The sequence below is a fragment of the Streptococcus sp. 2579 genome (assembly GCF_013277195.1).
GTDB lineage: Bacteria > Bacillota > Bacilli > Lactobacillales > Streptococcaceae > Streptococcus.
The window spans coordinates 15485-39660 of sequence record NZ_VMMM01000009.1 but is presented as its reverse complement, the minus strand read 5'-3'; the positions used below and the strand labels follow the sequence as shown (position 1 = coordinate 39660).

Genomic DNA, 24176 nt, shown 5'->3' with positions numbered 1-24176 from the left:
TGTTTTTCCTTCAAGTCGTGATATAATAAAACTATAAAACGTTTTCAAGGAAGGTAACGATATGTCTGAAGAAACAATTGATTATGGACAAGTGACAGGAATGGTGCATTCGACAGAAAGTTTTGGGGCGGTAGATGGTCCTGGTATTCGCTTTATTGTCTTTTTGCAGGGCTGTCACATGCGTTGCCAGTATTGCCATAACCCGGACACTTGGGCTATGGAGTCCAATAAGTCACGTGAACGGACGGTAGATGATGTCTTGACAGAGGCCTTGCGCTACCGCGGTTTCTGGGGAGACAAGGGAGGAATCACTGTCAGTGGGGGAGAAGCCCTCTTGCAAATTGATTTCTTGATTGCCCTCTTTACCAAGGCCAAGGAAAAAGGAATCCACTGTACCTTGGACACCTGTGCCCTTCCTTTCCGTAATAAACCACGTTACCTTGAAAAGTTTGACAAACTCATGGCTGTCACTGACTTGGTTCTCTTGGATATCAAGGAAATCAACGAAGAACAGCACAAAATTGTCACTAGCCAAATCAATAAAAACATTCTGGCTTGTGCCCAGTATCTATCAGATATTGGAAAACCTGTCTGGATTCGCCACGTGCTAGTTCCAGGTTTGACAGACAGAGATGATGACTTGATTGAACTTGGTAAGTTCGTCAAGACCCTCAAAAATGTTGATAAGTTTGAAATTCTACCTTATCACACCATGGGAGAATTCAAATGGCGTGAATTGGGAATTCCTTATTCACTCGAAGGGGTTAAACCACCGACAGCAGACCGCGTCAAGAACGCTAAACAACTCATGGATACCGAAAGTTACCAAGACTATATGAAACGTGTACATGGATAAAAAGAAGCCTGATGGAAACATCGGGCTTTTGATACTCAATGAAAATCAAAGAGTAGATAGAACTGACGAAGTTAGCTCAAAACACTGTTTTGAGGTTGTGAATAGAACTGACGAAGTCAGTAACCATACGTACGGCAAGGCGAAGCTGACGTGGTTTGAAGAGATTTTCGAAGAGTATGACTTGCAAAAAAGACTTAGCAAATCAGCTAAGCCTTTTTCTTCTTATCTCGAACGTTGTTTTCCAGCGTTGCGATTTTTGTGTTTTTTCTTGCTTGTGATAGCAGTTGGTTGTTCAGGAGTAACGTCTTTTCGTCCACTTGGTGTAGAGAAAGTACGTGCTTTTGGTGGGTTCTTGGCTAGTTCTTCACGGACTTTTTTGCGAAGTTTTGGACGAACGATATAGTTGACGATAAACTGTTGGAGAATCATCATGAAACCACCGACAACCCAGTAAAGTGTGACACTAGCTGGTGAGAAGAGGGAGAAGACGACAATCATGAGTGGGCTCATGTAAATCATTTTCTTGATTTGTTCTCTTTGCATTTCATCTTCTACTCCGTGAAGTGAAAGGAGCGATTGAAGATAGTAAAGGACACCTGCGCAGGCAACCAAAATCATACTTGGAGAACCTAGAGGAATTCCTAGGTAGCTTGCTTGAGCAACACCTTCAGTATGTTGGGCAGCAAAGTAGATAGCGGAGAAGAAAGGCATTTGAAGGAGGATAGGGAAACATCCTACACCGCCAAACATGCTGATACCGTGCTCTTTTTGAGCAGCAAAGAGAGCTTGTTGGGCTTCGAGTTTTTCTTCTTGAGTAGTTGCTTCTTTGAGACGCGTTTGGTGTGGCTCAAGGACGTGCTTGAGGGCGTTCATCTTTTCAGAGTGAAGCGTTGCCTTCCATGATTGGTAGATACCAAGTGGCAAGATAATCAAGCGCACGATAATGGTTACGATGATGATAGCGACACCAAAGCCTAGACCTTGATCAGTAGCGAAGTACTTGATAGCTTCAGCCATAGGAGCTCCGATGGTATTCCAAATAAATCCTGTTGGCTGGCCTGTGGATTTATCAACATTGACACAGCCAGTCAAGACAAGCAACATAGCCACTCCCATAGCCGAGAGTGCAAAACGTTTAATAGATTTCACTGTTTTTATTCCTTCTTTAAAAATTATACCTTTCTATTCTACTGTTTTTTTACAAAATATACAATAGTTCTAGAGACCTAATTTGCGATTTTAAAGTCAGGGTAAGGAGGAAAGTTGCTCAGTTTGACATCTAAGTAGCTGACTTTTGAAAAAGGTGTGGGTCCTTTGCGGATTTCTTGGATAAATTTTGCCATGATAGCAGATGAGTTTGCTTGGGCTAAGATTTCCACTGTGCCATCGTCGTTATTCCATACCCGACCTGTGATGCCACCAATTTCAAGTGCCAAGCTGTAAACACCCCAACGAAAGCCGACTCCCTGCACCCTGCCTTGGGCAATCATTCTAATCTTTTGCATACCAAACCCCTTTGATTGTGTTATAATATTTCTATGACTATTATAACCTCAAAAGCCAATTCTGTGGTAAAAAATGCCAAAAAATTACATCAAAAAAAATACCGCAAGTCTGCCTATTTGATTGAAGGCTGGCACTTGTTTGAAGAAGCTGTTCAAGCTGGAGTGACGATTGAAAAAATCTTTGCCCTAGAAAGTTATCGAGATCAGTTAGCCTCGTTTCCGCAAACTGTCTGGGTGTCAGAGGATATTTTGCTAGATTTGGCGGATTCTCAGACTCCACAGGGAATTGTTGCGGTGGTTCAAAAAGAAGAAGTAGGGCAAGCTGATTTGAGTCAGGGCAAGTTCTTGTTTTTGGAAGATGTGCAAGATCCTGGTAATGTGGGAACTATCATTCGGACTGCGGATGCAGCAGGTTTTACTGGAGTGATTGTTTCAGATAAGTCGGCAGATATCTACAGTCTCAAGACCTTACGTTCCATGCAAGGCAGTCATTTTCATCTGCCTATTTACCGGATGTCTAGTCAAGCGCTTCTTAAGGAAACCAAAGAGGCAGGTATCCCGGTGCTGGCAACAACTCTATCTAAAGATTCTGTTGATTACAGAGAACTGCCTTCTATAGAAAATTTTGTACTAGTCATGGGGAATGAGGGTCAAGGAATTAGTCCCCTCATGGCTGAAAGTGCAGACCAGTTGGTCCACATTAGTATGAAGGGGCAGGCAGAGAGTTTGAATGTTGCCGTTGCAGCCGGTATTTTAATCTTCCATTTAAGCTAATTTTAACTTTTTTTGCTATAATCAAGGAAAGATGTTCATAGAAAAGGAGAAAAGGATGAATCACACTATTATACATGACCGTGCAGGTCTCAATCAATTTTACGCTAAGGTTTATGCCTTTGTTGGTCTGGGAATCGGACTATCTGCTTTGGTATCGGGCCTTATGTTGACGGTCTTTCAGTCTCAGTTAGTTTACTTTTTGATGCAGGGGCGTCTCTGGTTGACCATTGCTACTTTTGCGGAGTTGGCCTTGGTTTTCGTTGCCAGTAGCATGGCTTCAAGAAATAGTCCAGCGGCTCTTCCAGTATTTTTACTTTACTCAGTATTAAATGGCTTTACCCTCAGTTTTGTGGTGGCCTTCTATACTCCAGGTACGGTTTTGTCTGCCTTTGTATCAAGCGCCCTTCTCTTCTTTGTCATGGCGGCAGTCGGTATGTTCACTAAGAAAGATTTGAGTGGCCTTGGTCGTGCTATGATGGCAGCCCTCATCGGTTTGATTATTGCTATGATAGTCAATATTTTCTTGGCTAGTGGCTTCTTTGATTATATGATCAGCGTAGCCATGGTCTTGGTCTTCTCTGGGCTGATTGCTTGGGACAACCAAAGAATTCGTCTCGCTTATGAACAATCACAAGGTCGTGTAGCGACAGGTTGGGTTGTGTCAATGGCTCTCAGTCTCTATCTTGATTTTATCAATCTCTTCCTAAGTATTTTGCGTATCTTTGGTCGCAATGACTAGAAGGTACCTAACATCAGTGTTCGAAGGAGCACTGATTTTTTTAAATTTTCTCTTTTCTTTTCTTGGAAATAGGTGTATAATGCTTTTAACTAATTTTTGAGGAGTAGCCTATGAAGAAAAGTTTTATCCACCAACAAGAAGAAATTTCCTTTGTCAAAAACACTTTTACCCAGTATTTGAAAGATAAGTTAGAAGTTGTCGAAGTTCAAGGTCCTATCTTGAGCAGGGTCGGCGACGGGATGCAGGACAACTTATCAGGTATTGAGAATGCCGTATCGGTCAAGGTTCTCCAAATCCCTGACGCTACTTATGAAGTGGTGCACTCCCTTGCTAAATGGAAACGCCATACCTTGGCTCGTTTTGGTTTCGGTGAGGGTGAAGGTCTTTTCGTCCACATGAAGGCCCTTCGTCCAGACGAAGATTCGCTGGATGCGACTCACTCTGTTTATGTTGACCAGTGGGACTGGGAGAAGGTTATCCCAAATGGTAAGCGTAACATCGCTTATCTAAAAGAAACAGTTGAGAAGATTTACAAGGCTATTCGCCTGACAGAGCTAGCTGTTGAAGCTCGCTATGACATCGAATCTATCTTGCCAAAACAAATCACCTTTATCCACACAGAAGAGTTGGTAGAACGCTACCCAGACTTGACACCGAAAGAACGTGAAAATGCTATTTGTAAAGAATTTGGAGCCGTCTTCTTGATCGGTATCGGTGGTGAGTTGCCAGATGGTAAACCGCACGATGGACGTGCACCAGACTACGATGACTGGACAAGTGAGTCTGAAAATGGCTACAAGGGTCTAAATGGTGATATTCTTGTTTGGAATGAGTCTTTAGGTGGAGCCTTTGAGTTGTCTTCTATGGGGATTCGTGTAGATGAAGAAACGCTTCGCCGTCAGGTCGCCATCACAGGTGATGAAGACCGCTTGGAATTGGAATGGCACAAGGCTTTGTTGAATGGTCTATTCCCATTGACAATCGGTGGAGGAATTGGACAATCTCGTATGGCCATGTTCCTACTTCGCAAGAAACATATCGGAGAAGTGCAAACAAGTGTTTGGCCTCAAGAAGTCCGCGATACTTACGAAAATATTTTGTAGAGAATCGAACCGCAAGGTTCGGTTTTCTTTCTCTTTTTGTCTATAATTTGGTATAATAAACGGTATGAAAATCGTATCAGGAATCTATGGGGGACGCTCCCTCAAGACACTAGAAGGCAAGACGACAAGACCTACTTCGGATAAGGTTAGGGGAGCTATTTTTAACATGATTGGTCCCTACTTTGAAGGGGGACGAGTCTTAGACCTTTATGCAGGTAGTGGTGGTTTATCTATTGAGGCAGTCTCGCGTGGCATGTCCAGCGCTGTTTTGGTGGAGAGAGACCGTAAGGCTCAGACTATCGTGGCTGAAAATATTCAGATGACCAAGGATGTTGGAAAATTTCAACTCCTCAAGATGGATGTAGAGAGGGCATTGGAACAGGTATCTGGGGAATTTGACCTCGTTTTCTTAGACCCTCCTTATGCCAAGGAACAAATCGTAGCAGATATTGAAAAAATGGCTGAGAGAGCACTTTTTTCTGAAGATGTCATGGTCGTGTGTGAGACGGATAAGGCCGTTGAACTTCCAGAAGAAATTGCCTGTCTGGGCATCTGGAAGGAAAAGATTTATGGAATTAGTAAGGTGACAGTCTATGTCAGATAAGATTGGCTTATTCACAGGCTCATTTGATCCGATGACAAATGGGCATCTGGATATCATTGAACGGGCGAGCAGACTTTTTGATAAGCTCTATGTGGGTATTTTTTTTAATCCCCACAAACAAGGATTTCTCCCTATCGAAAATCGTAAACGAGGGCTAGAAACAGCTTTGAAACATTTGGAAAATGTTGAAGTTGTGTCTTCTCATGATGAATTGGTGGTTGATGTTGCGAAAAGACTGGGGGCTACTTGCCTAGTGAGAGGTTTGAGGAATGCGTCGGATTTGCAATATGAAGCCAGTTTTGATTACTACAACCATCAGCTGTCTCCTGATATAGAGACTATTTATTTACATAGCCGACCTGAACATCTCTATCTCAGTTCATCAGGTGTTAGAGAGCTATTGAAGTTTGGTCAGGATGTTGCTTGCTATGTTCCTGAGAGTATTTTGGAGGAAATAAGAAATGAAAAAAAAGATTAGATGGCCCTTATATGTCATTGCGGCCTTGATTGTGACCTTCTTGGCATTTGTAGTGCCTTTGCCCTACTATATAGAGGTTCCAGGTGGTTCGGAAGATATTCGCCAAGTCCTTAAAGTAAATGACACAGAAGATCAGGCGGCTGGTGCCTATCACTTTGTTACGGTTGGTGTCCAGCATGCCACTTTAGCCCATATGGTTTATGCTTGGTTGACGCCTTTTACAGATATTCGTAGTGCCCAGGAGACCACAGGTGGAACTTCCAATGTTGAATTTATGCGGATCAATCAATTCTACATGCAAACATCGCAAAATATGGCCAAGTATCAAGGTCTAAAAACAGCTGGTAAGGATATCGAACTCAAGTATTTTGGGGTTTATGTCTTGAATGTGACGGATAATTCAACCTTTAAAGGGATTCTCAATATCTCTGATACGGTCACAGCAGTCAATGATCAGACCTTTGATAGTTCTAAAGACTTGATTGATTACGTCAGTTCTCAAAAATTAGGGGACTCCGTCAAGGTCACCTATGAAGAGGATGGGCAAACCAAGTCTGCAGAAGGAAAGATTATCAGCTTGGAAAATGGAAAAAATGGGATTGGAATCGGCTTGATTGATCGTACAGAGGTAATCAGCAATGTCCCAATTAGTTTTTCAACAGCTGGTATTGGCGGTCCAAGTGCTGGCCTCATGTTTAGTCTAGCTATCTATACTCAAATAGCTCACCCAGGTCTTCGTAATGGTCGTATTGTTGCCGGTACAGGTACCATTGACCGCGATGGCAATGTGGGGGATATTGGTGGTATTGACAAGAAAGTTGTAGCTTCGACTAGAGCAGGTGCCGCTATTTTCTTTGCCCCTGATAACCCTGTTAGCGAAGAAGAACAAAAAGCACACCCGGATGCAAAAAACAACTACCAAACAGCCCTAGAAGCAGCCAAAACAATCAAGACAGATATGAAAATCGTGCCTGTTAAAACCCTACAAGATGCAATTGATTACTTGAAAAACAATCCCTAGTTTTTAAGTGAAGTTTCCAAACTAGCGCACAAACAGAGAAGATGGTATAATAGTCAAATGGTTCAATTATTATTCACTCTAAGCAGTCACATGCTCTTTATTTATGTGAGTTTTTACCTTTTAAAGAATCTTGTTAGATGGGAAAAGGTTTTAAAAGTGACAACTGAGAATACAGGAAAAGTTCGTTTACTAGTAGCCTTTTTCAGCATTGTCATGGGCTATATCATGAGTTCTTTCTTTATCGGCCTATATCAGTTGTGGCAAGAAGCGCTTAGAGGATTATTATAAAATCAAATGTAAAGGAAACGAGTATGGACAAAATTGTGGTTCAAGGTGGCGATAATCGTCTGGTAGGAAGTGTAACCATCGAAGGAGCAAAGAATGCAGTCTTGCCCTTGTTGGCAGCGACTATTCTAGCAAGTGAAGGAAAGACAGTCTTACAGAATGTACCGATCTTGTCGGATGTCTTTATTATGAATCAGGTAGTTGGTGGTTTGAATGCCAAGGTTGACTTTGATGAGGAAGCCCATCTTGTTGAGGTGGATGCTACTGGCGACATCACTGAGGAAGCCCCTTATAAGTATGTCAGCAAGATGCGCGCCTCCATCGTTGTATTAGGGCCAATCCTTGCCCGTGTAGGTCATGCCAAAGTATCCATGCCAGGTGGTTGTACGATTGGTAGTCGCCCTATCGATCTTCATTTGAAAGGTCTGGAAGCTATGGGGGCTAAGATTAGCCAGACTGCTGGTTATATCGAAGCCAAGGCTGATCGCTTACATGGTGCCCATATCTATATGGACTTTCCAAGTGTTGGTGCTACGCAGAACTTGATGATGGCAGCGACTCTGGCTGATGGGGTCACAGTGATTGAAAATGCTGCGCGTGAGCCTGAGATTGTCGACCTAGCCATTCTCCTCAATGAAATGGGAGCCAAGGTCAAAGGGGCTGGTACAGAGACTATTACCATTACTGGTGTTGAGAAACTTCATGGTACGACTCACAATGTAGTCCAAGACCGTATCGAAGCAGGAACCTTTATGGTAGCTGCTGCCATGACTGGTGGTGATGTCTTGATTCGAGACGCTGTTTGGGAGCACAACCGTCCCTTGATTGCCAAATTGCTTGAAATGGGAGTGGAAGTGACAGAGGAGACTGAAGGAATTCGTGTTCGTTCTCAACTAGAAAATCTAAAAGCTGTTCATGTAAAAACCTTGCCCCACCCAGGATTTCCAACAGATATGCAGGCTCAATTTACAGCCTTGATGACAGTCGCAAAAGGCGAATCAACCATGGTGGAGACAGTTTTCGAAAATCGTTTCCAACACCTAGAAGAAATGCGACGCATGGGCTTGCACTCGGAAATTATCCGTGATACAGCTCGTATTGTTGGTGGACAGGCTTTGCAGGGAGCAGAAGTTCTTTCAACTGACCTTCGTGCCAGTGCAGCCTTGATTTTGACAGGTTTGGTAGCACAGGGAGAAACTGTGGTCGGTAAATTGGTTCACTTGGATAGAGGTTACTACCGATTCCATGAGAAGTTGGAGCAGCTAGGTGCTAAGATTCAGCGGATTGAGGCAAGTGATGAAGAAGAATAAGAAATCAAGCTACGTAATCAAGCGTTTACTTTTAGTTATTTTGGTACTGATTTTAGGGCTTCTAGCCCTAGGAATCGGCTTAATGGTCGGCTATGGAATCTTGGGCAAGGGTCAAGATCCATGGGCTATCTTGTCTCCAGCAAAATGGCAGGAATTGATTCATAAATTTACAGGAAATTAGGCTGGGAGACCAGCCTTTTTCTAAAGATAAGGAGGAATATGAACAAAAAAACAAGACAGACACTGATTGGCTTGCTAGTGTTATTGCTCTTATCTGCGGGGAGCTATTATATTAAGCAGAATGAACTAGGCAATCAGGCTGCTAAGACAAAAATAAGTCAGAAAAGTCAATCACCAGACGCGCCTGGTCAAGAATTGGCGGAAAGTGTCTTAACAGATGCAGTCAAAAGCCAAATAAAAGGGAGTCTGGAGTGGAACGGGGCTGGTGCTTTTATCGTCAATGGTAATAAAACAAACCTAAATGCCAAGGTTTCAAGTAAGCCCTACGCTGATAATAAAACAAAGACAGTGGGCAAGGAAACTGTTCCAACCGTGGCTAATGCCCTCTTGTCTAAGGCCACTCGCCAGTACAAGAATCGTGAAGAAACTGGGAATGGTTCAACTTCTTGGACTCCTCCAGGTTGGCATCAGGTTAAGAATCTAAAGGGCTCTTATACCCATGCCGTTGATAGAGGGCACTTGTTAGGCTATGCCTTAATCGGTGGCTTGGATGGTTTTGATGCCTCAACAAGCAATCCCAAAAACATTGCTGTTCAAACAGCCTGGGCAAATCAGGCGCAAGCCGAGGATTCGACTGGTCAAAACTACTATGAAAGCAAGGTGCGTAAAGCCTTGGACCAAAACAAGCGTGTCCGTTACCGTGTAACCCTTTATTACGCTTCAAACGAGGATTTAGTTCCTTCAGCTTCACAGATTGAAGCCAAGTCTTCAGACGGAGAATTGGAATTCAATGTTCTAGTTCCCAATGTCCAAAAGGGACTTCAACTGGATTACCGAACTGGAGAAGTAACGGTAACTCAGTAAAAGATAAGATAAACTCCTATGTCACTTATGGATATAGGAGTTCTTTTTTGGACAATTTAAGTAGAACTAGAATAGACACTGAGAAAAAATAATATGTACTGAGTTAATTTTTGTGATATAATAAGTGACAAGATACTATTTTAGGAGAAGAACTATGGAAGACCCAAGTAGTCAGAATTTGTTGCTACAATTTGTTTTATTGTTTATCTTGACGGTATTAAATGCCTTTTTCTCAGCCACAGAAATGGCCATGGTTTCTCTTAATCGTGCCCGAGTTGAACAAAAGGCGGAAGAAGGAGACAGACGCTACATCCGCCTGCTGAAGGTACTAGAAAATCCTAACCACTTTTTATCAACCATTCAGGTAGGAATCACCCTGATTACAATCTTATCAGGGGCGAGTTTAGCTGATACTCTAGGACGTGTGATTGCCTCTTGGCTTGGGAATGGCGAAACAGCACAAGCCGTGGCAACTTTTCTATCCTTGGCATTTTTGACCTATATTTCCATCGTTTTTGGGGAATTATATCCTAAGAGAATCGCTCTTAATCTAAAGGATGCCTTGGCCATTCGTACAGCGCCGGTTATCATTGGGATCGGAAAACTAGTCAGTCCTTTTGTTTGGCTTTTAGCTGCTTCGACCAATTTCTTGAGCCGTTTGACTCCTATGTCATTCGATGATGCGGATGAAAAGATGACCCGTGATGAAATTGCCTATATGCTGACAAATAGTGAAGAAACGTTGGATGCTGATGAGATTGAGATGCTACAAGGTGTCTTTTCGCTCGATGAACTGATGGCACGAGAGGTTATGGTTCCTCGAACGGATGCCTTTATGGTGGATATTCAGGATGATAGTCAAGCCATTATCCAAAGTATTTTAAAACAAAACTTTTCCCGTATACCAGTTTACGATGGGGATAAGGACAATGTGATTGGAATCATTCACACCAAGAGTCTCCTTAAGGCTGGTTTTGTGGACGGTTTTGATAATATTGTTTGGAAGAAAATCTTACAAGATCCACTTTTTGTACCTGAAACTATTTTTGTGGATGACTTGCTAAAAGAATTGCGAAATACCCAAAGACAAATGGCAATCTTGCTGGATGAATACGGTGGGATGGCTGGTTTGGTGACTTTGGAAGACCTCTTAGAGGAAATTGTTGGTGAAATTGATGATGAAACGGACAAAGCAGCAATAGATGTTCATCAGATTGGCGAGGATACTTACATTGTTCAAGGAACTATGACCCTCAATGATTTCAATAATTACTTTGATGTTGAACTGGAAAGTGATGACGTTGATACCATCGCTGGTTATTATTTGACAGGAGTTGGGACCATTCCAACGACTGAGAAACTCAGTTATGAATTAGTCAGCCAAAACAAACAGCTTATCTTAACCAATGATAAAGTGAAAAATGGACGTGTTACCAAGGTAAAAGTCCAGATCACAGAAGTCGAAATAGAAGAAGAAACAGAATAAACTAGAGGCTTTTGTCACCAGGCGTGACGAAGCTTTTTTCAGTTGATTTCATGAGGGAATTATGTCATGGAAAGAACTTTGCCCCAAAAATTTTTCAAAATTATCCGTATTTATCAGAAGAAAAATAAAAAAAAGCCCTGCAAATTGGGCTTTCTGTTCATTTGAAACCTGATAAATCAAGTTATAGAAGGCGGTAGACGGATTTGAACCGACGATCAAGCTTTTGCAGAGCCGTGCCTTACCACTTGGCTATACCGCCTTAACGTTTCTTATTATACCTTGAAAATGATTTTCAGTCAATAGCTTTTTCAGTTTTTTGTACCATAGTGTGATTCGGATGCGATGCCAAGTTTTCTATGGGAAAAAATTACCAAAAAACTACTGAATCCCCTTGAAAAATCTAGCTAAATAGGGTATAATATGAGTAATCATTTGTCGTAGGTTTTGTCTGAAATATTGTCCAGACAAGGCTCACAGCAGTTAAATCTTCTGAAAAAGTCAGATTTAGCTGCTCTTTTTGTGCTTTTTTTCAGGATTTCGAATACTTGTAACAAAGACTTAAAGATTCTGAAAATTCATCAAAGGGACACGGTGATAGGGGTTTTACAACCATATGACGATTAGAAAGCCTGATTGACAAGGCTTGGAACTTATTTACAAAGGAGAATCATCTTGGCAGGACATGACGTTCAATACGGGAAACATCGTACCCGTCGTAGTTTTTCAAGAATCAAAGAAGTTCTTGACTTACCAAATTTGATTGAAATTCAAACTGACTCATTCAAAGATTTCCTAGACCACGGTCTTAAGGAAGTGTTTGAAGATGTATTGCCAATTTCAAACTTCACAGACACAATGGAGTTGGAATTTGTTGGATATGAAATCAAGGAACCAAAATACACGCTAGAAGAAGCTCGTATCCACGATGCTAGCTACTCAGCACCAATTTTTGTAACCTTCCGCTTGATCAATAAAGAAACAGGCGAAATCAAAACCCAAGAAGTTTTCTTTGGTGATTTCCCAATCATGACTGAAATGGGTACCTTCATCATCAATGGTGGTGAACGTATCATCGTATCTCAGTTGGTCCGCTCACCAGGTGTTTACTTTAACGATAAAGTTGATAAAAATGGTAAAGTGGGCTACGGTTCAACTGTTATCCCTAACCGTGGAGCTTGGTTGGAACTTGAAAGCGACTCTAAAGACATCGCCTACACTCGTATCGACCGTACTCGTAAGATTCCATTTACAACCTTGGTTCGTGCCCTTGGTTTCTCAGGTGATGATGAAATCTTTGATATCTTTGGTGACAGCGAATTGGTTCGCAACACTGTTGAAAAAGATATCCACAAGAACCCAATGGACTCTCGTACCGACGAAGCCTTGAAAGAAATTTACGAACGCCTTCGTCCAGGTGAGCCTAAGACTGCTGAAAGCTCACGTAGCTTACTTGTAGCTCGTTTCTTTGACCCACGTCGCTATGACTTAGCAGCAGTTGGTCGTTACAAGATCAATAAAAAACTCAATGTTAAAACACGTTTGCTTAATCAAACCATTGCAGAGCCATTGGTAGACCCTGAAACTGGAGAAATCTTGGTAGAAGCTGGTACAATCATGACTCGTAGTGTGATTGAAAGCATTGAAAGCCATTTGGATGGCGACTTGAACAAGATTGTCTACATTCCAAATGATGCAGCGGTTGTGACTGAGCCAGTTGTTCTTCAAAAGTTCAAGGTTGTTGCACCAACGGATCCAGACCGTGTCGTAACAATCATCGGTAATGCTAATCCAGATGACAAGGTTCGTACGGTGACTCCTGCAGATATCCTTGCTGAGATGAGCTACTTCCTCAACTTGGCTGAAGGACTTGGCCGTGTAGATGATATCGACCACCTTGGAAACCGTCGTATCCGTGCGGTTGGTGAATTGCTTGCCAACCAAGTACGCCTTGGACTTTCTCGTATGGAACGTAATGTCCGTGAACGTATGTCTGTTCAGGATAATGAAGTCTTGACACCACAACAAATTATCAATATCCGTCCTGTAACAGCTGCGGTTAAAGAATTCTTTGGTTCATCACAGTTGTCACAGTTCATGGACCAACACAACCCACTTTCTGAGTTGTCTCACAAACGCCGTTTGTCAGCCTTAGGGCCTGGTGGTTTGACACGTGACCGTGCTGGATATGAAGTACGTGACGTGCACTACACTCACTACGGTCGTATGTGTCCAATCGAGACACCTGAAGGACCTAACATCGGTTTGATTAACAACTTGTCATCTTACGGACATTTGAACAAGTATGGTTTTGTTCAAACACCATACCGTAAAGTTGACCGTGAAACAGGTGTTGTTACCAACGAAATCGTTTGGTTGACAGCCGATGAAGAAGATGAATTTACTGTAGCACAGGCTAATTCTCGTCTGAATGAAGATGGAACATTTGCTGAGAAGATTGTCATGGGACGTCACCAAGGGGTCAACCAAGAGTATCCAGCTAATGTTGTTGACTACATGGACGTATCACCAAAACAGGTAGTTGCCGTTGCGACGGCATGTATTCCTTTCTTGGAAAACGATGACTCCAACCGTGCCCTCATGGGAGCCAACATGCAACGTCAGGCTGTGCCATTGATCAATCCTCAAGCACCTTACGTTGGTACTGGTATGGAATACCAAGCAGCCCACGATTCAGGAGCTGCTGTGATTGCTCAGTACGACGGTAAAGTTACTTACGCAGATGCTGACAAGGTAGAAGTTCGTCGTGAAGATGGTTCATTGGACGTTTACCACATCCAAAAATTCCGTCGTTCAAACTCAGGTACTGCTTACAACCAACGTACGCTTGTAAAAGTTGGCGATGTCGTTGAAAAAGGCGATTTCATCGCTGACGGACCTTCTATGGAAAATGGAGAAATGGCGCTTGGACAAAACCCAATCGTTGCCTACATGACTTGGGAAGGTTACAACTTCGAGGATGCTGTTATCATGAGCGAACGCTTGGTTAAAGACGATGTCTACACATCTGTTCACCTTGAAGAATACGAATCAGAAACGCGCGATACAAAGCTTGGGCCTGAAGAAATCACTCGCGAAATTCCAAACGTTGGTGAAGATGCCCTTAAAGACCTTGACGAAATGGGGATTATCCGTATCGGTGCTGAGGTTAAAGAAGGCGACATCCTTGTAGGTAAAGTAACACCTAAGGGTGAGAAAGACCTTTCAGCTGAAGAACGTCTCTTGCACGCTATCTTCGGAGACAAATCTCGTGAAGTACGTGATACTTCTCTTCGTGTACCACACGGTGCCGATGGTGTCGTTCGTGATGTTAAGATCTTTACACGTGCAAATGGAGATGAATTGCAATCAGGTGTTAACATGCTGGTTCGCGTCTACATCGCTCAAAAACGTAAGATCAAGGTCGGAGATAAGATGGCCGGACGTCACGGAAACAAAGGGGTTGTCTCTCGTATCGTTCCTGTAGAAGACATGCCTTACCTTCCAGACGGAACTCCAGTCGATATCATGTTGAACCCACTTGGGGTGCCATCACGTATGAATATCGGTCAGGTTATGGAGCTCCACCTTGGTATGGCGGCTCGTACTCTTGGAATTCATATCGCAACACCAGTCTTTGACGGAGCAAGTTCTGAAGACCTTTGGTCAACCGTTAAAGAAGCTGGTATGGATAGCGATGCCAAAACAATCCTTTACGATGGACGTACAGGTGAACCATTTGATAACCGTGTTTCTGTCGGAGTCATGTACATGATCAAACTCCACCACATGGTTGATGATAAATTGCACGCGCGTTCAGTCGGACCTTACTCAACTGTTACCCAACAACCACTCGGAGGTAAAGCTCAGTTTGGTGGACAACGTTTCGGTGAGATGGAGGTTTGGGCTCTTGAAGCCTACGGTGCGTCAAATGTCCTTCAAGAAATCTTGACTTACAAGTCTGACGATATCAACGGACGTTTGAAAGCTTATGAAGCTATTACAAAAGGAAAACCAATTCCAAAACCAGGTGTTCCAGAATCCTTCCGAGTTCTTGTCAAAGAATTGCAATCTCTTGGTCTTGACATGCGTGTCCTAGACGAAGATGACCAAGAAGTGGAACTTCGCGACTTGGATGAAGGAATGGACGAAGATGTCATCCACGTAGATGACCTTGAAAAAGCCCGCGAAAAAGCAGCCCAAGAGGCAAAAGCAGCTTTTGAAGCTGAAGAAGCTGAGAAAGCAACAAAAGCGGAAGCAACAGAAGAAGCTGCTGAACAAGAATAAGCAGTTCACTTAGAATAGAAAGGGAAGAAATAGTGGTTGATGTAAATCGTTTTAAAAGTATGCAAATAACCCTAGCTTCTCCAAGTAAAGTCCGTTCATGGTCTTATGGAGAAGTCAAAAAACCTGAAACAATCAATTACCGTACCTTGAAACCAGAACGTGAAGGACTCTTTGATGAAGTTATTTTTGGTCCTACAAAAGACTGGGAATGTGCTTGTGGTAAGTACAAACGCATTCGTTACAGAGGGATTGTTTGTGACCGCTGTGGGGTTGAAGTAACGCGTACGAAAGTTCGTCGTGAGCGTATGGGGCATATCGAATTGAAAGCTCCTGTATCTCACATCTGGTACTTCAAGGGGATTCCAAGTCGTATGGGCTTGACCCTTGATATGAGCCCTCGTGCCCTCGAGGAAGTTATCTACTTTGCGGCTTATGTGGTGATTGATCCTAAGGATACACCACTGGAGCACAAGTCTATCATGACAGAGCGCGAATACCGTGAGCGCTTGCGTGAATATGGTTATGGATCATTCGTTGCCAAGATGGGTGCCGAAGCCATCCAAGACCTTTTGAAACAAGTAGATCTTGAAAAAGAAATTGCTGAACTCAAAGAAGAGTTGAAAACAGCTACTGGACAAAAACGTGTCAAAGCTATCCGTCGTTTGGATGTTTTGGATGCCTTTTACAAGTCTGGAAACAAACCTGAATGGATGATTCTCAACATCCTTCCAGTTATTCCACCAGATCTTCGTCCAATGTTGCAGTTGGATGGTGGCCGTTTTGCCTCATCTGACTTGAATGACCTTTACCGTCGTGTTATCAACCGTAACAACCGTTTGGCTCGTTTGCTTGAGTTGAATGCACCAGGTATCATCGTTCAAAATGAGAAGCGTATGCTTCAAGAAGCGGTTGACGCTTTGATTGACAATGGTCGTCGTGGTCGTCCAATCACAGGACCAGGTAGCCGTCCGCTGAAATCATTGAGCCACATGCTTAAAGGTAAACAAGGACGTTTCCGTCAAAACTTGCTCGGTAAACGTGTTGACTTCTCAGGACGTTCCGTTATCGCCGTTGGTCCAACACTTAAGATGTACCAATGTGGTGTGCCACGTGAAATGGCGATCGAGCTCTTTAAACCATTCGTCATGCGTGAAATTGTCGCTCGTGACATCGTGCAAAACGTGAAAGCAGCTAAACGCTTGGTCGAACGTGGAGATGAGCGTATCTGGGATATTCTTGAAGAAGTGATCAAAGAACACCCAGTACTTTTGAACCGCGCACCGACCCTTCACCGTTTGGGTATCCAAGCCTTCGAGCCAGTCTTGATTGATGGTAAGGCCCTTCGCTTGCACCCGCTTGTCTGTGAAGCCTACAATGCCGACTTTGACGGGGACCAAATGGCCATCCACGTACCGCTTTCAGAAGAAGCCCAAGCAGAAGCTCGTATCTTGATGCTCGCTGCTGAGCACATCTTGAACCCGAAAGATGGTAAACCAGTTGTTACTCCATCTCAGGACATGGTTTTGGGTAACTACTACTTGACCATGGAAGAAGCTGGTCGTGAAGGTGAAGGAATGGTCTTCAAAGACCGTGATGAAGCGGTTATGGCTTACCGCAATGGTTATGTTCACCTCCACTCACGTGTTGGTATCGCAACAGACAGCCTCAACAAGCCTTGGACAGAAGAGCAAAAACATAAAGTCTTGCTTACAACAGTTGGTAAAATCCTCTTCAACGACATCATGCCAGAGGGTCTACCATACTTGCAAGAACCAAACAATGCCAACTTGACAGAAGGTGTTCCAGCTAAATACTTCTTGCCACTTGGTGGAGATATCAAGGAAGCAATCAGCAAACTTGAACTCAACCCTCCATTCAAGAAGAAAAATCTTGGAAATATCATCGCTGAAATCTTCAAACGTTTCCGTACGACAGAAACTTCTGCTCTACTTGACCGTATGAAGAACCTCGGTTACCACCACTCAACTCTTGCAGGATTGACAGTGGGTATTGCCGATATTCCAGTCGTTGATGACAAGGCTGAAATCATTGAAGAATCACACAAACGTGTAGAACAAATCACAAAACAATTCCGTCGTGGTATGATTACAGACGACGAGCGTTACAATGCTGTTACAGCTGAATGGCGTGCTGCCCGTGAAAAACTAGAGAAACGTTTGATTGCCAACCAAGATCCTAAGAACCCAATCGTTATGATGATGGACTCAGGAGCCCGTGGTAATATCTCAAACTTCTCACAGCTTGCCGGTATGCGTGGTCTGATGGCTGCTCCGAACGGACGTATCATGGAATTGCCAATCCTTTCAAACTTCCGCGAAGGTTTGTCGGTACTCGAAATGTTCTTCTCAACTCACGGTGCCCGTAAAGGTATGACCGATACGGCCCTTAAGACAGCCGACTCAGGTTACTTGACTCGTCGTTTGGTTGACGTTGCCCAAGACGTTATCATCCGTGAGGACGACTGTGGAACTGACCGTGGTCTCTTGATCCGTTCTATCGCAGAAGGAAAAGAGATGATCGAGTCTCTCGAAGAGCGTCTCAATGGTCGTTACACTAAGAAAACTGTTAAACATCCAGAAACTGGTGCAGTTATCATTGGTCCAAATGAATTGATTACAGAAGACAAGGCGCGTGAAATTGTCAATGCTGGTGTGGAAGAAGTGACTATCCGCTCTGTATTTACATGTAACACTCGTCATGGTGTCTGCCGTCACTGTTACGGTATCAACTTGGCGACTGGTGATGCAGTTGAAGTTGGTGAAGCAGTTGGTACAATCGCTGCCCAATCTATCGGGGAACCTGGTACACAGCTTACAATGCGTACCTTCCACACGGGTGGGGTTGCCTCAAATACCGATATCACTCAGGGTCTTCCTCGTGTCCAAGAAATCTTTGAAGCCCGCAATCCTAAAGGGGAAGCGGTTATCACAGAGGTTAAAGGACAAGTTACCGCTATCGAAGAAGATGCATCAACTCGTACCAAGAAAGTCTTTGTTAAGGGTGAAACTGGCGAAGGTGAATACGTCGTTCCATTTACAGCTCGTATGCGTGTTGAAGTTGGAGACCAAGTAGCGCGTGGTGCTGCTCTTACAGAAGGTTCTATCCAACCCAAACGTCTCCTTGCAGTTCGCGATGTCTTGTCAGTTGAAACTTACCTTCTCGGTGAAGTACAAAAAGTTTACCGTAGCCAAGGGGTAGAAATCGGTGACAAACACATCGAGGTAATGGTTCGTCAAATGATCCGTAAAGTCCGTGTCATGGATCCAGGTGACACAGATCTTCTCATGGGTACCCTCATGGATATCAATGACTTTACAGATGCCAACAAAGATGTCCTTATCGCAGGTGGAGTTCCAGCGACAGGTCGCCCAGTTCTTATGGGAATTACCAAAGCATCACTTGAAACCAACAGTTTCTTGTCAGCGGCTTCCTTTCAGGAAACAACTCGTGTCCTTACTGACGCAGCTATCCGCGGTAAGAAAGACCATCTCCTTGGACTTAAAGAAAATGTTATCATCGGTAAGATCATCCCAGCAGGTACTGGTATGGCCCGTTACCGTAACCTTGAACCACATGCTATCAACGAAGAAGAATACCTTAACCCTCCAGTAGAGGAAGAAGGAAATGAAGAAACAACAGAAGTAGTTGTGGATGCTGCCGTTGAAACTGTGGAAGAAACAGTAGAATAAAAGAGAATGAGAGAGCCTTCGGGTTCTCTTTCTCTTTTCTGAAAACTTTCTCCATTTTTCCATGAAATGTGGTAAAATAGTACTCAATGAAAATCAAAGANNAGTCAGTAACCATACCTACGACAAGGCGACGTTGACGTGGTTTGAAGAGATTTTCGAAGAGTATAAAAAAAAGAAGCTGACAAAGGAGACGGGGATGGAACAAACATTTTTTATCATTAAACCAGACGGTGTAAAAAGAGGGCTAGTTGGTGAAGTGTTGAAACGTATCGAACAACGTGGTTTTACAATCGAAAAATTGGAGTTGCGTTCACAGGTTTCAGAAGAGTTAATTGACCAGCACTATCAGGACTTGGTTGGTCAAAGTTTTTACCCACCGATTCGTGAATTTATGACTTCAGGATCAATCCTTGTAGGTATCATTTCTGGTCCCAAAGTAATCGAAACTTGGCGGACTATGATGGGGGCAACTCGTCCAGAAGAAGCTTTACCAGGAACTATTCGAGGTGATTTTGCAAAAGCTGCTGGAGAAAACCAAGCTATCCAAAATGTTGTACATGGATCAGATTCAGAAGAGTCAGCTAAGCGAGAAATTGCTCTTTGGTTTTAAGAGTGGATTGGCTCAATCAATTGGTTAAAAGCTCATTTGAATAGAAAGTATAGTCAATTAGTTTAAGACATGACGCATAATATCAAATTTTTAGTTTTTGATATGGTGCGTTTTTTGATTAAGTGACTATTAGTTCGTCTCGCTCCGTTAGGTGCGAGACGAAAAAAACACCCGCTATGCGGGTGCGCGTCGAAGGTTATACCAAAAAAACTCCAAATGCGATACAATAAAGGTGTTCAAGCCAATTGTAAAGCGAAAGGAGAAAAATATGGCACAAAAGGTTCTTTTGTCCAGTTCTTGTTTCAATTGACTATATTTTTATACTTTTTCTTCCTTTCTCTGTGAAAATCGCAAGTTTTTCCCACTTTTTCTCAATACTGAAACAACATCTTTCCAGAACTTCAATAATTTCTTTTTGTGTTAAATCATTATTTAACTCAATCTTTGGAGGCAATACGTTTTCAAAGCTACTTTTTTACCATAGGTTTTGAGCCTTCAACACAGATTACTAAGCCAAAAATGCTCTAAATTTTTGAAATTCTAACAAATTCCACTCAACTTTATCATCATCTTTGACTTTCACAATATCTTCCTCAAAATAACATGGAATAAAGATAGTTTTCTTTTGAAACGGTTGTAGGAGGAAAATCTCTCCTACACTATTATTGATTCATGATAATATTTCAGTAACTCATCGTGCAATTAAAAACAAGGATTTTTATTTCAGACGATCCATCGTGAACACTTCATCAGCCATCTCCCAAATTGCCGGATTATGTGTTGCGATAATGATTAGCCTATTATCATCTCGAAGAGATAGCAAAATCTCCATAATCAACTGAGAGGTTGCTGGGTCTATTGAAGCTGTTGGCTCATCTGCCAGAATAAAGGGTGGATTCTTTAAGATAATTTTTGCCAAGGCAACCCGTTGCGATTCTCCGCCCGATAACTCAAAGATGCGCTTATCTAGGTCAAGATAAGCCAGGCCGACCTGTTCTAAAGCCTGCTTCTGCCTCAACCGCTGTTCCGACCGACTCAACTTTTGACCAATGAGACCTAGCTTAAGGTTTTCTTCAATACTTTGGTTTTCAATTAAGCCAAAGTTCTGGAAGAGGTAGCCCAATTCGTGACGGAAAAAATCACTCGATTTATAATTGGCCAAGTCTTTACCTCGGTAAAAAATCGTCCCATCATAAGATTCTAATTTCCCAATCATGTTCATCAAGGTTGTTTTTCCGCTACCACTTGAACCAATTAAGGCATAGACTTTTCCAGCCTCAAATGTCATTGAAAGATTCGAAAATAACTCTCGTTCTCCAAAAGATTTACTCACCTGTTTAAGTTCAATCATATTAACCTCCCTTCAAAACAAGCATGGACATCTTGTTTTCTTTCTGCATTTGGACATGTAACTGTAAAAGAGATAGACCAGTAAAGAGTAACGAGACTAAGAAAGCAACTACTATCTCTACCATAAGAAATACACTCGCAACAAATCCCAGTAAAAACACACCCAGTTGAGCAAAGAGATAAGTGCGATGGATTTCTAAGAACCTGAGACCTGCAATGCGTTTGATAAAAATGGCACGTCTAAATTCTTCAAAGTAGAGCCTATTCATAGTGTTAAACAACAAGATTGAAGTTGTAATCCCAAGCACAGCTCCTGCTAGCATTACCCAACGTTCCCTCTGGATATTATCCGATAATGTGATGTAGTTGTGGTAACCTGTTTGCATTTCTGAGACCCAATTTTCAATGCCTTGTCTCTGGATAAGCTCCTGGGCATCAGACAATTGATTAAAGAGAACGTAATTCTGTACTGCGTCTACCCAAAAGAAAATGGACTGTGGACCAGTTGATTGGGGTGTTATAACAATGATGATTGGATCTTTCAAAAACTGCTGGTAAGAAATAGGGGTCGTATTATACACAAAACGATCCTGACCTGATTCCAAATAACCTACCGTAGCAGTCATTTGCTGTCGTTCATCTTTACTAGACATGCGACTGGTTAAGTCGTCTTCAAAAACAGATTTATAATGTTCTTCCTCTGAACGGAGGTGTTCAGGCAGCAATAAGACAAACTCCCCTACATCAAGGTGATTCATCTTTTGCTCAATAGTTGTATCTACAGGAATGTTTTGACGCTCCAAGTATTGCGGTGTGACGATAAGGACATTGCCATTCGGGTTGTAATCGTGCCATTCTGTAGAGGTTATAAAGTTTTTGGAGGAAGCCATGCCATTTTGCAAAGAACGGTCAATTAACTGGTGTCTAGATAAGAAAGCCTTTTTTTCTGAAACAGCCAGATCCATCAATTGATACCAAGTTCTGAGTTTCCTTTGAGCTTGTTCATCAAAACCAGGACTCGTTCCTTCACGGCTGAATGATAGGGTAATCAGTTGCCTTTCCTGGCTCCAAGCCTCTTGTCCAATCCGATGCTGTTGCCAGGCTTGGGAATACTTTAAGCTACTCCCTATTCCCAGCGTTACAATAATAATCGCTAATAGTTGACCGATTAAAATCAAACTAATGATTCCTCTGACAGGCACTTGCCCTTTTATAATCTGCATCAGGTGTATCTTTTTTATCCCAACTGCGAAGAGTTGAGCGAAAAACAGGGAGATCAACAACAAGATGAGATTATAACTGAGCAAGCCTTCTCCTATGGTCATTAGGGATTGCGTTGGAAGCGACAGAATTTTTTGCATAAGAATGGCGAGCACGCCAGCTAAACTGAAACCAACAGCTATCCCTTTCAAATCCTCACCAACTGGTCTAAGGAAAATGGACCACCGTTTCTCTCCTGAAATGAGGCGAATGCCCGACGACCGTAATTGGCTAATTTGACTAATTAAAGTCAGTGCTCCAAAGGTTAAGATGAAAATCAATAAACCGATTAACTGAAATCCGTTACTAAAGATAGCCATTAACGTAGATAGTTTAGATGGAATTATCAGGTGCATGTTAGTCAAGCCAAGTTGACTTAGCTCCTCTCTTAGCAAGTGAATATCTAGGTTTCCATCGAATACAAAATAGTTTGTTTCAACACTACTACTTTGGGCATCTTCTAGATTTTTTTCCTGTAGCCCATCAGGCAACTTTCCGTCCCCAAAGGTCGTATAAGAAAAAACTGGAGTACCTTCTGAGTTGGGATCTTGGTGTTGAATCGCAATAAAGCTATCCGTTTCTTCTGCTAGTTTTTCCAAGCGTGTAGCAACATGCTGAAAAGTTGTTTCAGGGGAAGAATCACGTACAACAACGTTGGGGTAATAATGGGAAACATATGTATCAGTCCAAATGGTAAATACCCAAACAAAGAACAAACTAGCAAGCAGGTTGGATATGAGTATAAATAATTTTTTCATAGTGCATTCCTTATTCTAAAATAGAGGGCAGAAATACCCCTGCCCTCTATAAACTAACAAGCTTACTAAACTATTGATAAAAGAATCTTCTTCAATTATTCTTGCAATCCCGCATCAAATGTAACTTGCTCCCCAAAATTTGTATTAACAAACGCATAGGCCGCACTATGTGCTCCTGCATAAGCTGTTTTTTGATTGTCACGTCCATTACTTCCAACATAGGCCCAGTGATCCTCTGAACCATGATAATAATTCGAAAATGCTCCCCAATTATTTGGATCATGATAGCCTCCATAGGTCCACTCGCCACCATGGAGAGAAACTGCCAAAACAGGAAGAGCCAAACTACATGCCAAAACGGCAAGGGATGATGCAACTACTTTTCTAAATTTTAACATATTATTACTCCTCTGAATGAAATATTATGAAAATGAGCGAAATGCAACTACATATTTTAATTAGAAATCTCAGTCTGAATTATAGTATCCTATTTTTTCCTCCTTTCTAACTGCACGTTCCTTTCTACAGGCAGAGACCTAATTTTATAAACCAATCTTAAATACTTTAGATTTTGTAACTCATAATTTTCAACAGTTGGTTAGCTATGAAAGCATTTTATCAAACATCTCCATTCTTATATCTATCTGGTATTGTTACAAGCTCTCATAAGAATACCTTTCTCTAAATAGTTGAATTTTAAAGTAATACGAAATCAATCTGCCTTCCCAACATCAAGACCATTGGAATTCTTTTGTAATTGCACTCGAATCTCCAATCGTTTATTCTTCTGAACAAACTGTTGGTAAGGAATTGTGTTACTAAACGTAAAAACACCTAGTAATACTAATATAGCTAATTTTTGAATTCCACGATTTTTCTTTATTCGTGAAACCCCTTTCTGTTTCCTTGTTTTTATTTTAACATATGTATATTATTCAGTCAAGTATTTTTATTATATTTTGAACTTTTTTTATTATTTCTATTTGTAATTTTATCGAG

Annotated in this window: 21 protein-coding genes and 1 tRNA gene; 15 read left to right on the top strand and 7 right to left on the bottom strand. The window is 42.2% G+C overall.

Annotated features, from left to right (window positions below; translation table 11 throughout):
* Nucleotides 1-61: 61 nt before the first annotated feature.
* Nucleotides 62-856 (top strand): pyruvate formate-lyase-activating protein, encoded by a 795-nt coding sequence (gene pflA / locus HT725_RS06130; RefSeq protein ID WP_173253226.1) that lies wholly within the window; start codon nucleotides 62-64, stop codon nucleotides 854-856.
* A 222-nt stretch (nucleotides 857-1078) separates the two neighbouring features.
* Here pflA and yidC read toward each other — a convergent pair whose 3' ends face one another.
* Both yidC and HT725_RS06120 read right to left on the bottom strand, forming a co-directional pair.
* Nucleotides 1079-2005 (bottom strand): membrane protein insertase YidC, encoded by a 927-nt coding sequence (gene yidC, locus HT725_RS06125; protein ID WP_173253225.1) that lies wholly within the window; start codon nucleotides 2003-2005, stop codon nucleotides 1079-1081.
* A 77-nt stretch (nucleotides 2006-2082) separates the two neighbouring features.
* Nucleotides 2083-2361, bottom strand: a complete 279-nt coding sequence (locus HT725_RS06120) for an acylphosphatase (protein ID WP_173253224.1) — start codon at nucleotides 2359-2361, stop codon at nucleotides 2083-2085.
* Between the two features lie 33 nt (nucleotides 2362-2394).
* On the opposite strand from HT725_RS06120, the gene HT725_RS06115 reads away from it, so the two are divergent.
* The 11 genes from HT725_RS06115 to HT725_RS06065 all read left to right on the top strand — a co-directional run bounded on the left by HT725_RS06115 (nucleotide 2395) and on the right by HT725_RS06065 (nucleotide 11205).
* Nucleotides 2395-3135, top strand: a complete 741-nt coding sequence (locus HT725_RS06115) for an RNA methyltransferase (RefSeq protein ID WP_173253223.1) — start codon at nucleotides 2395-2397, stop codon at nucleotides 3133-3135.
* Between the two features lie 55 nt (nucleotides 3136-3190).
* A complete protein-coding gene (locus HT725_RS06110; protein WP_173219364.1) occupies nucleotides 3191-3874 on the top strand; it encodes a Bax inhibitor-1/YccA family protein in 684 nt (227 codons plus the stop codon).
* Nucleotides 3875-3984: 110 nt separating this feature from the next.
* The gene (asnA, locus tag HT725_RS06105; RefSeq protein ID WP_173219367.1) at nucleotides 3985-4977 is read left to right on the top strand and encodes an aspartate--ammonia ligase; all 993 of its coding nucleotides are present in this window, start codon (nucleotides 3985-3987) and stop codon (nucleotides 4975-4977) included.
* 64 nt (nucleotides 4978-5041) lie between these two features.
* Nucleotides 5042-5581: a 16S rRNA (guanine(966)-N(2))-methyltransferase RsmD gene (gene rsmD / locus HT725_RS06100; RefSeq protein ID WP_173219370.1), complete on the top strand. Its 540-nt coding sequence runs from the start codon at nucleotides 5042-5044 to the stop codon at nucleotides 5579-5581.
* Nucleotides 5571-6059 carry a pantetheine-phosphate adenylyltransferase gene (coaD, locus tag HT725_RS06095; protein WP_057488225.1) on the top strand — a complete coding sequence of 163 codons (489 nt, stop codon included), beginning with the start codon at nucleotides 5571-5573 and terminating at the stop codon, nucleotides 6057-6059. The genes rsmD and coaD overlap by 11 nt, the downstream gene beginning before the upstream one ends.
* On the top strand, nucleotides 6043-7080 hold the full coding sequence (locus tag HT725_RS06090; protein ID WP_173253222.1) for a SepM family pheromone-processing serine protease: 1038 nt from the start codon (nucleotides 6043-6045) through the stop codon (nucleotides 7078-7080). The genes coaD and HT725_RS06090 overlap by 17 nt, the downstream gene beginning before the upstream one ends.
* A gap of 57 nt (nucleotides 7081-7137) precedes the next feature.
* Nucleotides 7138-7368: a DUF1146 family protein gene (locus HT725_RS06085; protein WP_078156193.1), complete on the top strand. Its 231-nt coding sequence runs from the start codon at nucleotides 7138-7140 to the stop codon at nucleotides 7366-7368.
* A 23-nt stretch (nucleotides 7369-7391) separates the two neighbouring features.
* Entirely contained in the window at nucleotides 7392-8675 is a 1284-nt protein-coding gene (gene murA, locus HT725_RS06080) for a UDP-N-acetylglucosamine 1-carboxyvinyltransferase (RefSeq protein ID WP_173212201.1), read from the top strand.
* A complete protein-coding gene (locus HT725_RS06075; protein ID WP_050236587.1) occupies nucleotides 8662-8856 on the top strand; it encodes a DNA-directed RNA polymerase subunit beta in 195 nt (64 codons plus the stop codon). The genes murA and HT725_RS06075 overlap by 14 nt, the downstream gene beginning before the upstream one ends.
* 38 nt (nucleotides 8857-8894) lie before the next feature.
* Nucleotides 8895-9719 carry a DNA/RNA non-specific endonuclease gene (locus HT725_RS06070; RefSeq protein WP_173212200.1) on the top strand — a complete coding sequence of 275 codons (825 nt, stop codon included), beginning with the start codon at nucleotides 8895-8897 and terminating at the stop codon, nucleotides 9717-9719.
* 154 nt (nucleotides 9720-9873) lie between these two features.
* Entirely contained in the window at nucleotides 9874-11205 is a 1332-nt protein-coding gene (locus HT725_RS06065; RefSeq protein ID WP_138037720.1) for a hemolysin family protein, read from the top strand.
* Nucleotides 11206-11393: 188 nt separating this feature from the next.
* Here HT725_RS06065 and HT725_RS06060 read toward each other — a convergent pair.
* Nucleotides 11394-11464: transfer RNA gene (locus tag HT725_RS06060), tRNA-Cys, on the bottom strand.
* Between the two features lie 413 nt (nucleotides 11465-11877).
* On the opposite strand from HT725_RS06060, the gene rpoB reads away from it, so the two are divergent.
* The 3 genes from rpoB to ndk all read left to right on the top strand — a co-directional run bounded on the left by rpoB (nucleotide 11878) and on the right by ndk (nucleotide 19809).
* Nucleotides 11878-15489, top strand: a complete 3612-nt coding sequence (rpoB, locus tag HT725_RS06055; RefSeq protein WP_173253221.1) for a DNA-directed RNA polymerase subunit beta — start codon at nucleotides 11878-11880, stop codon at nucleotides 15487-15489.
* A 32-nt stretch (nucleotides 15490-15521) separates the two neighbouring features.
* Entirely contained in the window at nucleotides 15522-19199 is a 3678-nt protein-coding gene (rpoC, locus tag HT725_RS06050; RefSeq protein ID WP_173253220.1) for a DNA-directed RNA polymerase subunit beta', read from the top strand.
* A 196-nt stretch (nucleotides 19200-19395) separates the two neighbouring features.
* Nucleotides 19396-19809 carry a nucleoside-diphosphate kinase gene (gene ndk, locus HT725_RS06045; protein ID WP_173253219.1) on the top strand — a complete coding sequence of 138 codons (414 nt, stop codon included), beginning with the start codon at nucleotides 19396-19398 and terminating at the stop codon, nucleotides 19807-19809.
* Nucleotides 19810-20527: 718 nt separating this feature from the next.
* Here the strand turns inward: ndk and HT725_RS06040 are convergent.
* The 4 genes from HT725_RS06040 to HT725_RS10405 form a co-directional block, all read right to left on the bottom strand.
* Nucleotides 20528-21160 (bottom strand): ABC transporter ATP-binding protein, encoded by a 633-nt coding sequence (locus HT725_RS06040; RefSeq protein ID WP_000571433.1) that lies wholly within the window; start codon nucleotides 21158-21160, stop codon nucleotides 20528-20530.
* 1 nt (nucleotide 21161) lies between these two features.
* Complete coding sequence (locus tag HT725_RS06035; protein ID WP_173212188.1) at nucleotides 21162-23177, bottom strand: DUF1430 domain-containing protein; 2016 nt, start codon at nucleotides 23175-23177, stop codon at nucleotides 21162-21164.
* Between the two features lie 95 nt (nucleotides 23178-23272).
* Nucleotides 23273-23575, bottom strand: coding sequence for a lactococcin 972 family bacteriocin (locus tag HT725_RS06030; protein ID WP_045611574.1), 303 nt, complete (start codon nucleotides 23573-23575; stop codon nucleotides 23273-23275).
* Nucleotides 23576-23889: 314 nt separating this feature from the next.
* Nucleotides 23890-24060: a PhrA family quorum-sensing system peptide gene (locus HT725_RS10405; protein WP_267241016.1), complete on the bottom strand. Its 171-nt coding sequence runs from the start codon at nucleotides 24058-24060 to the stop codon at nucleotides 23890-23892.
* Between the last annotated feature and the right edge of the window lie 116 nt (nucleotides 24061-24176).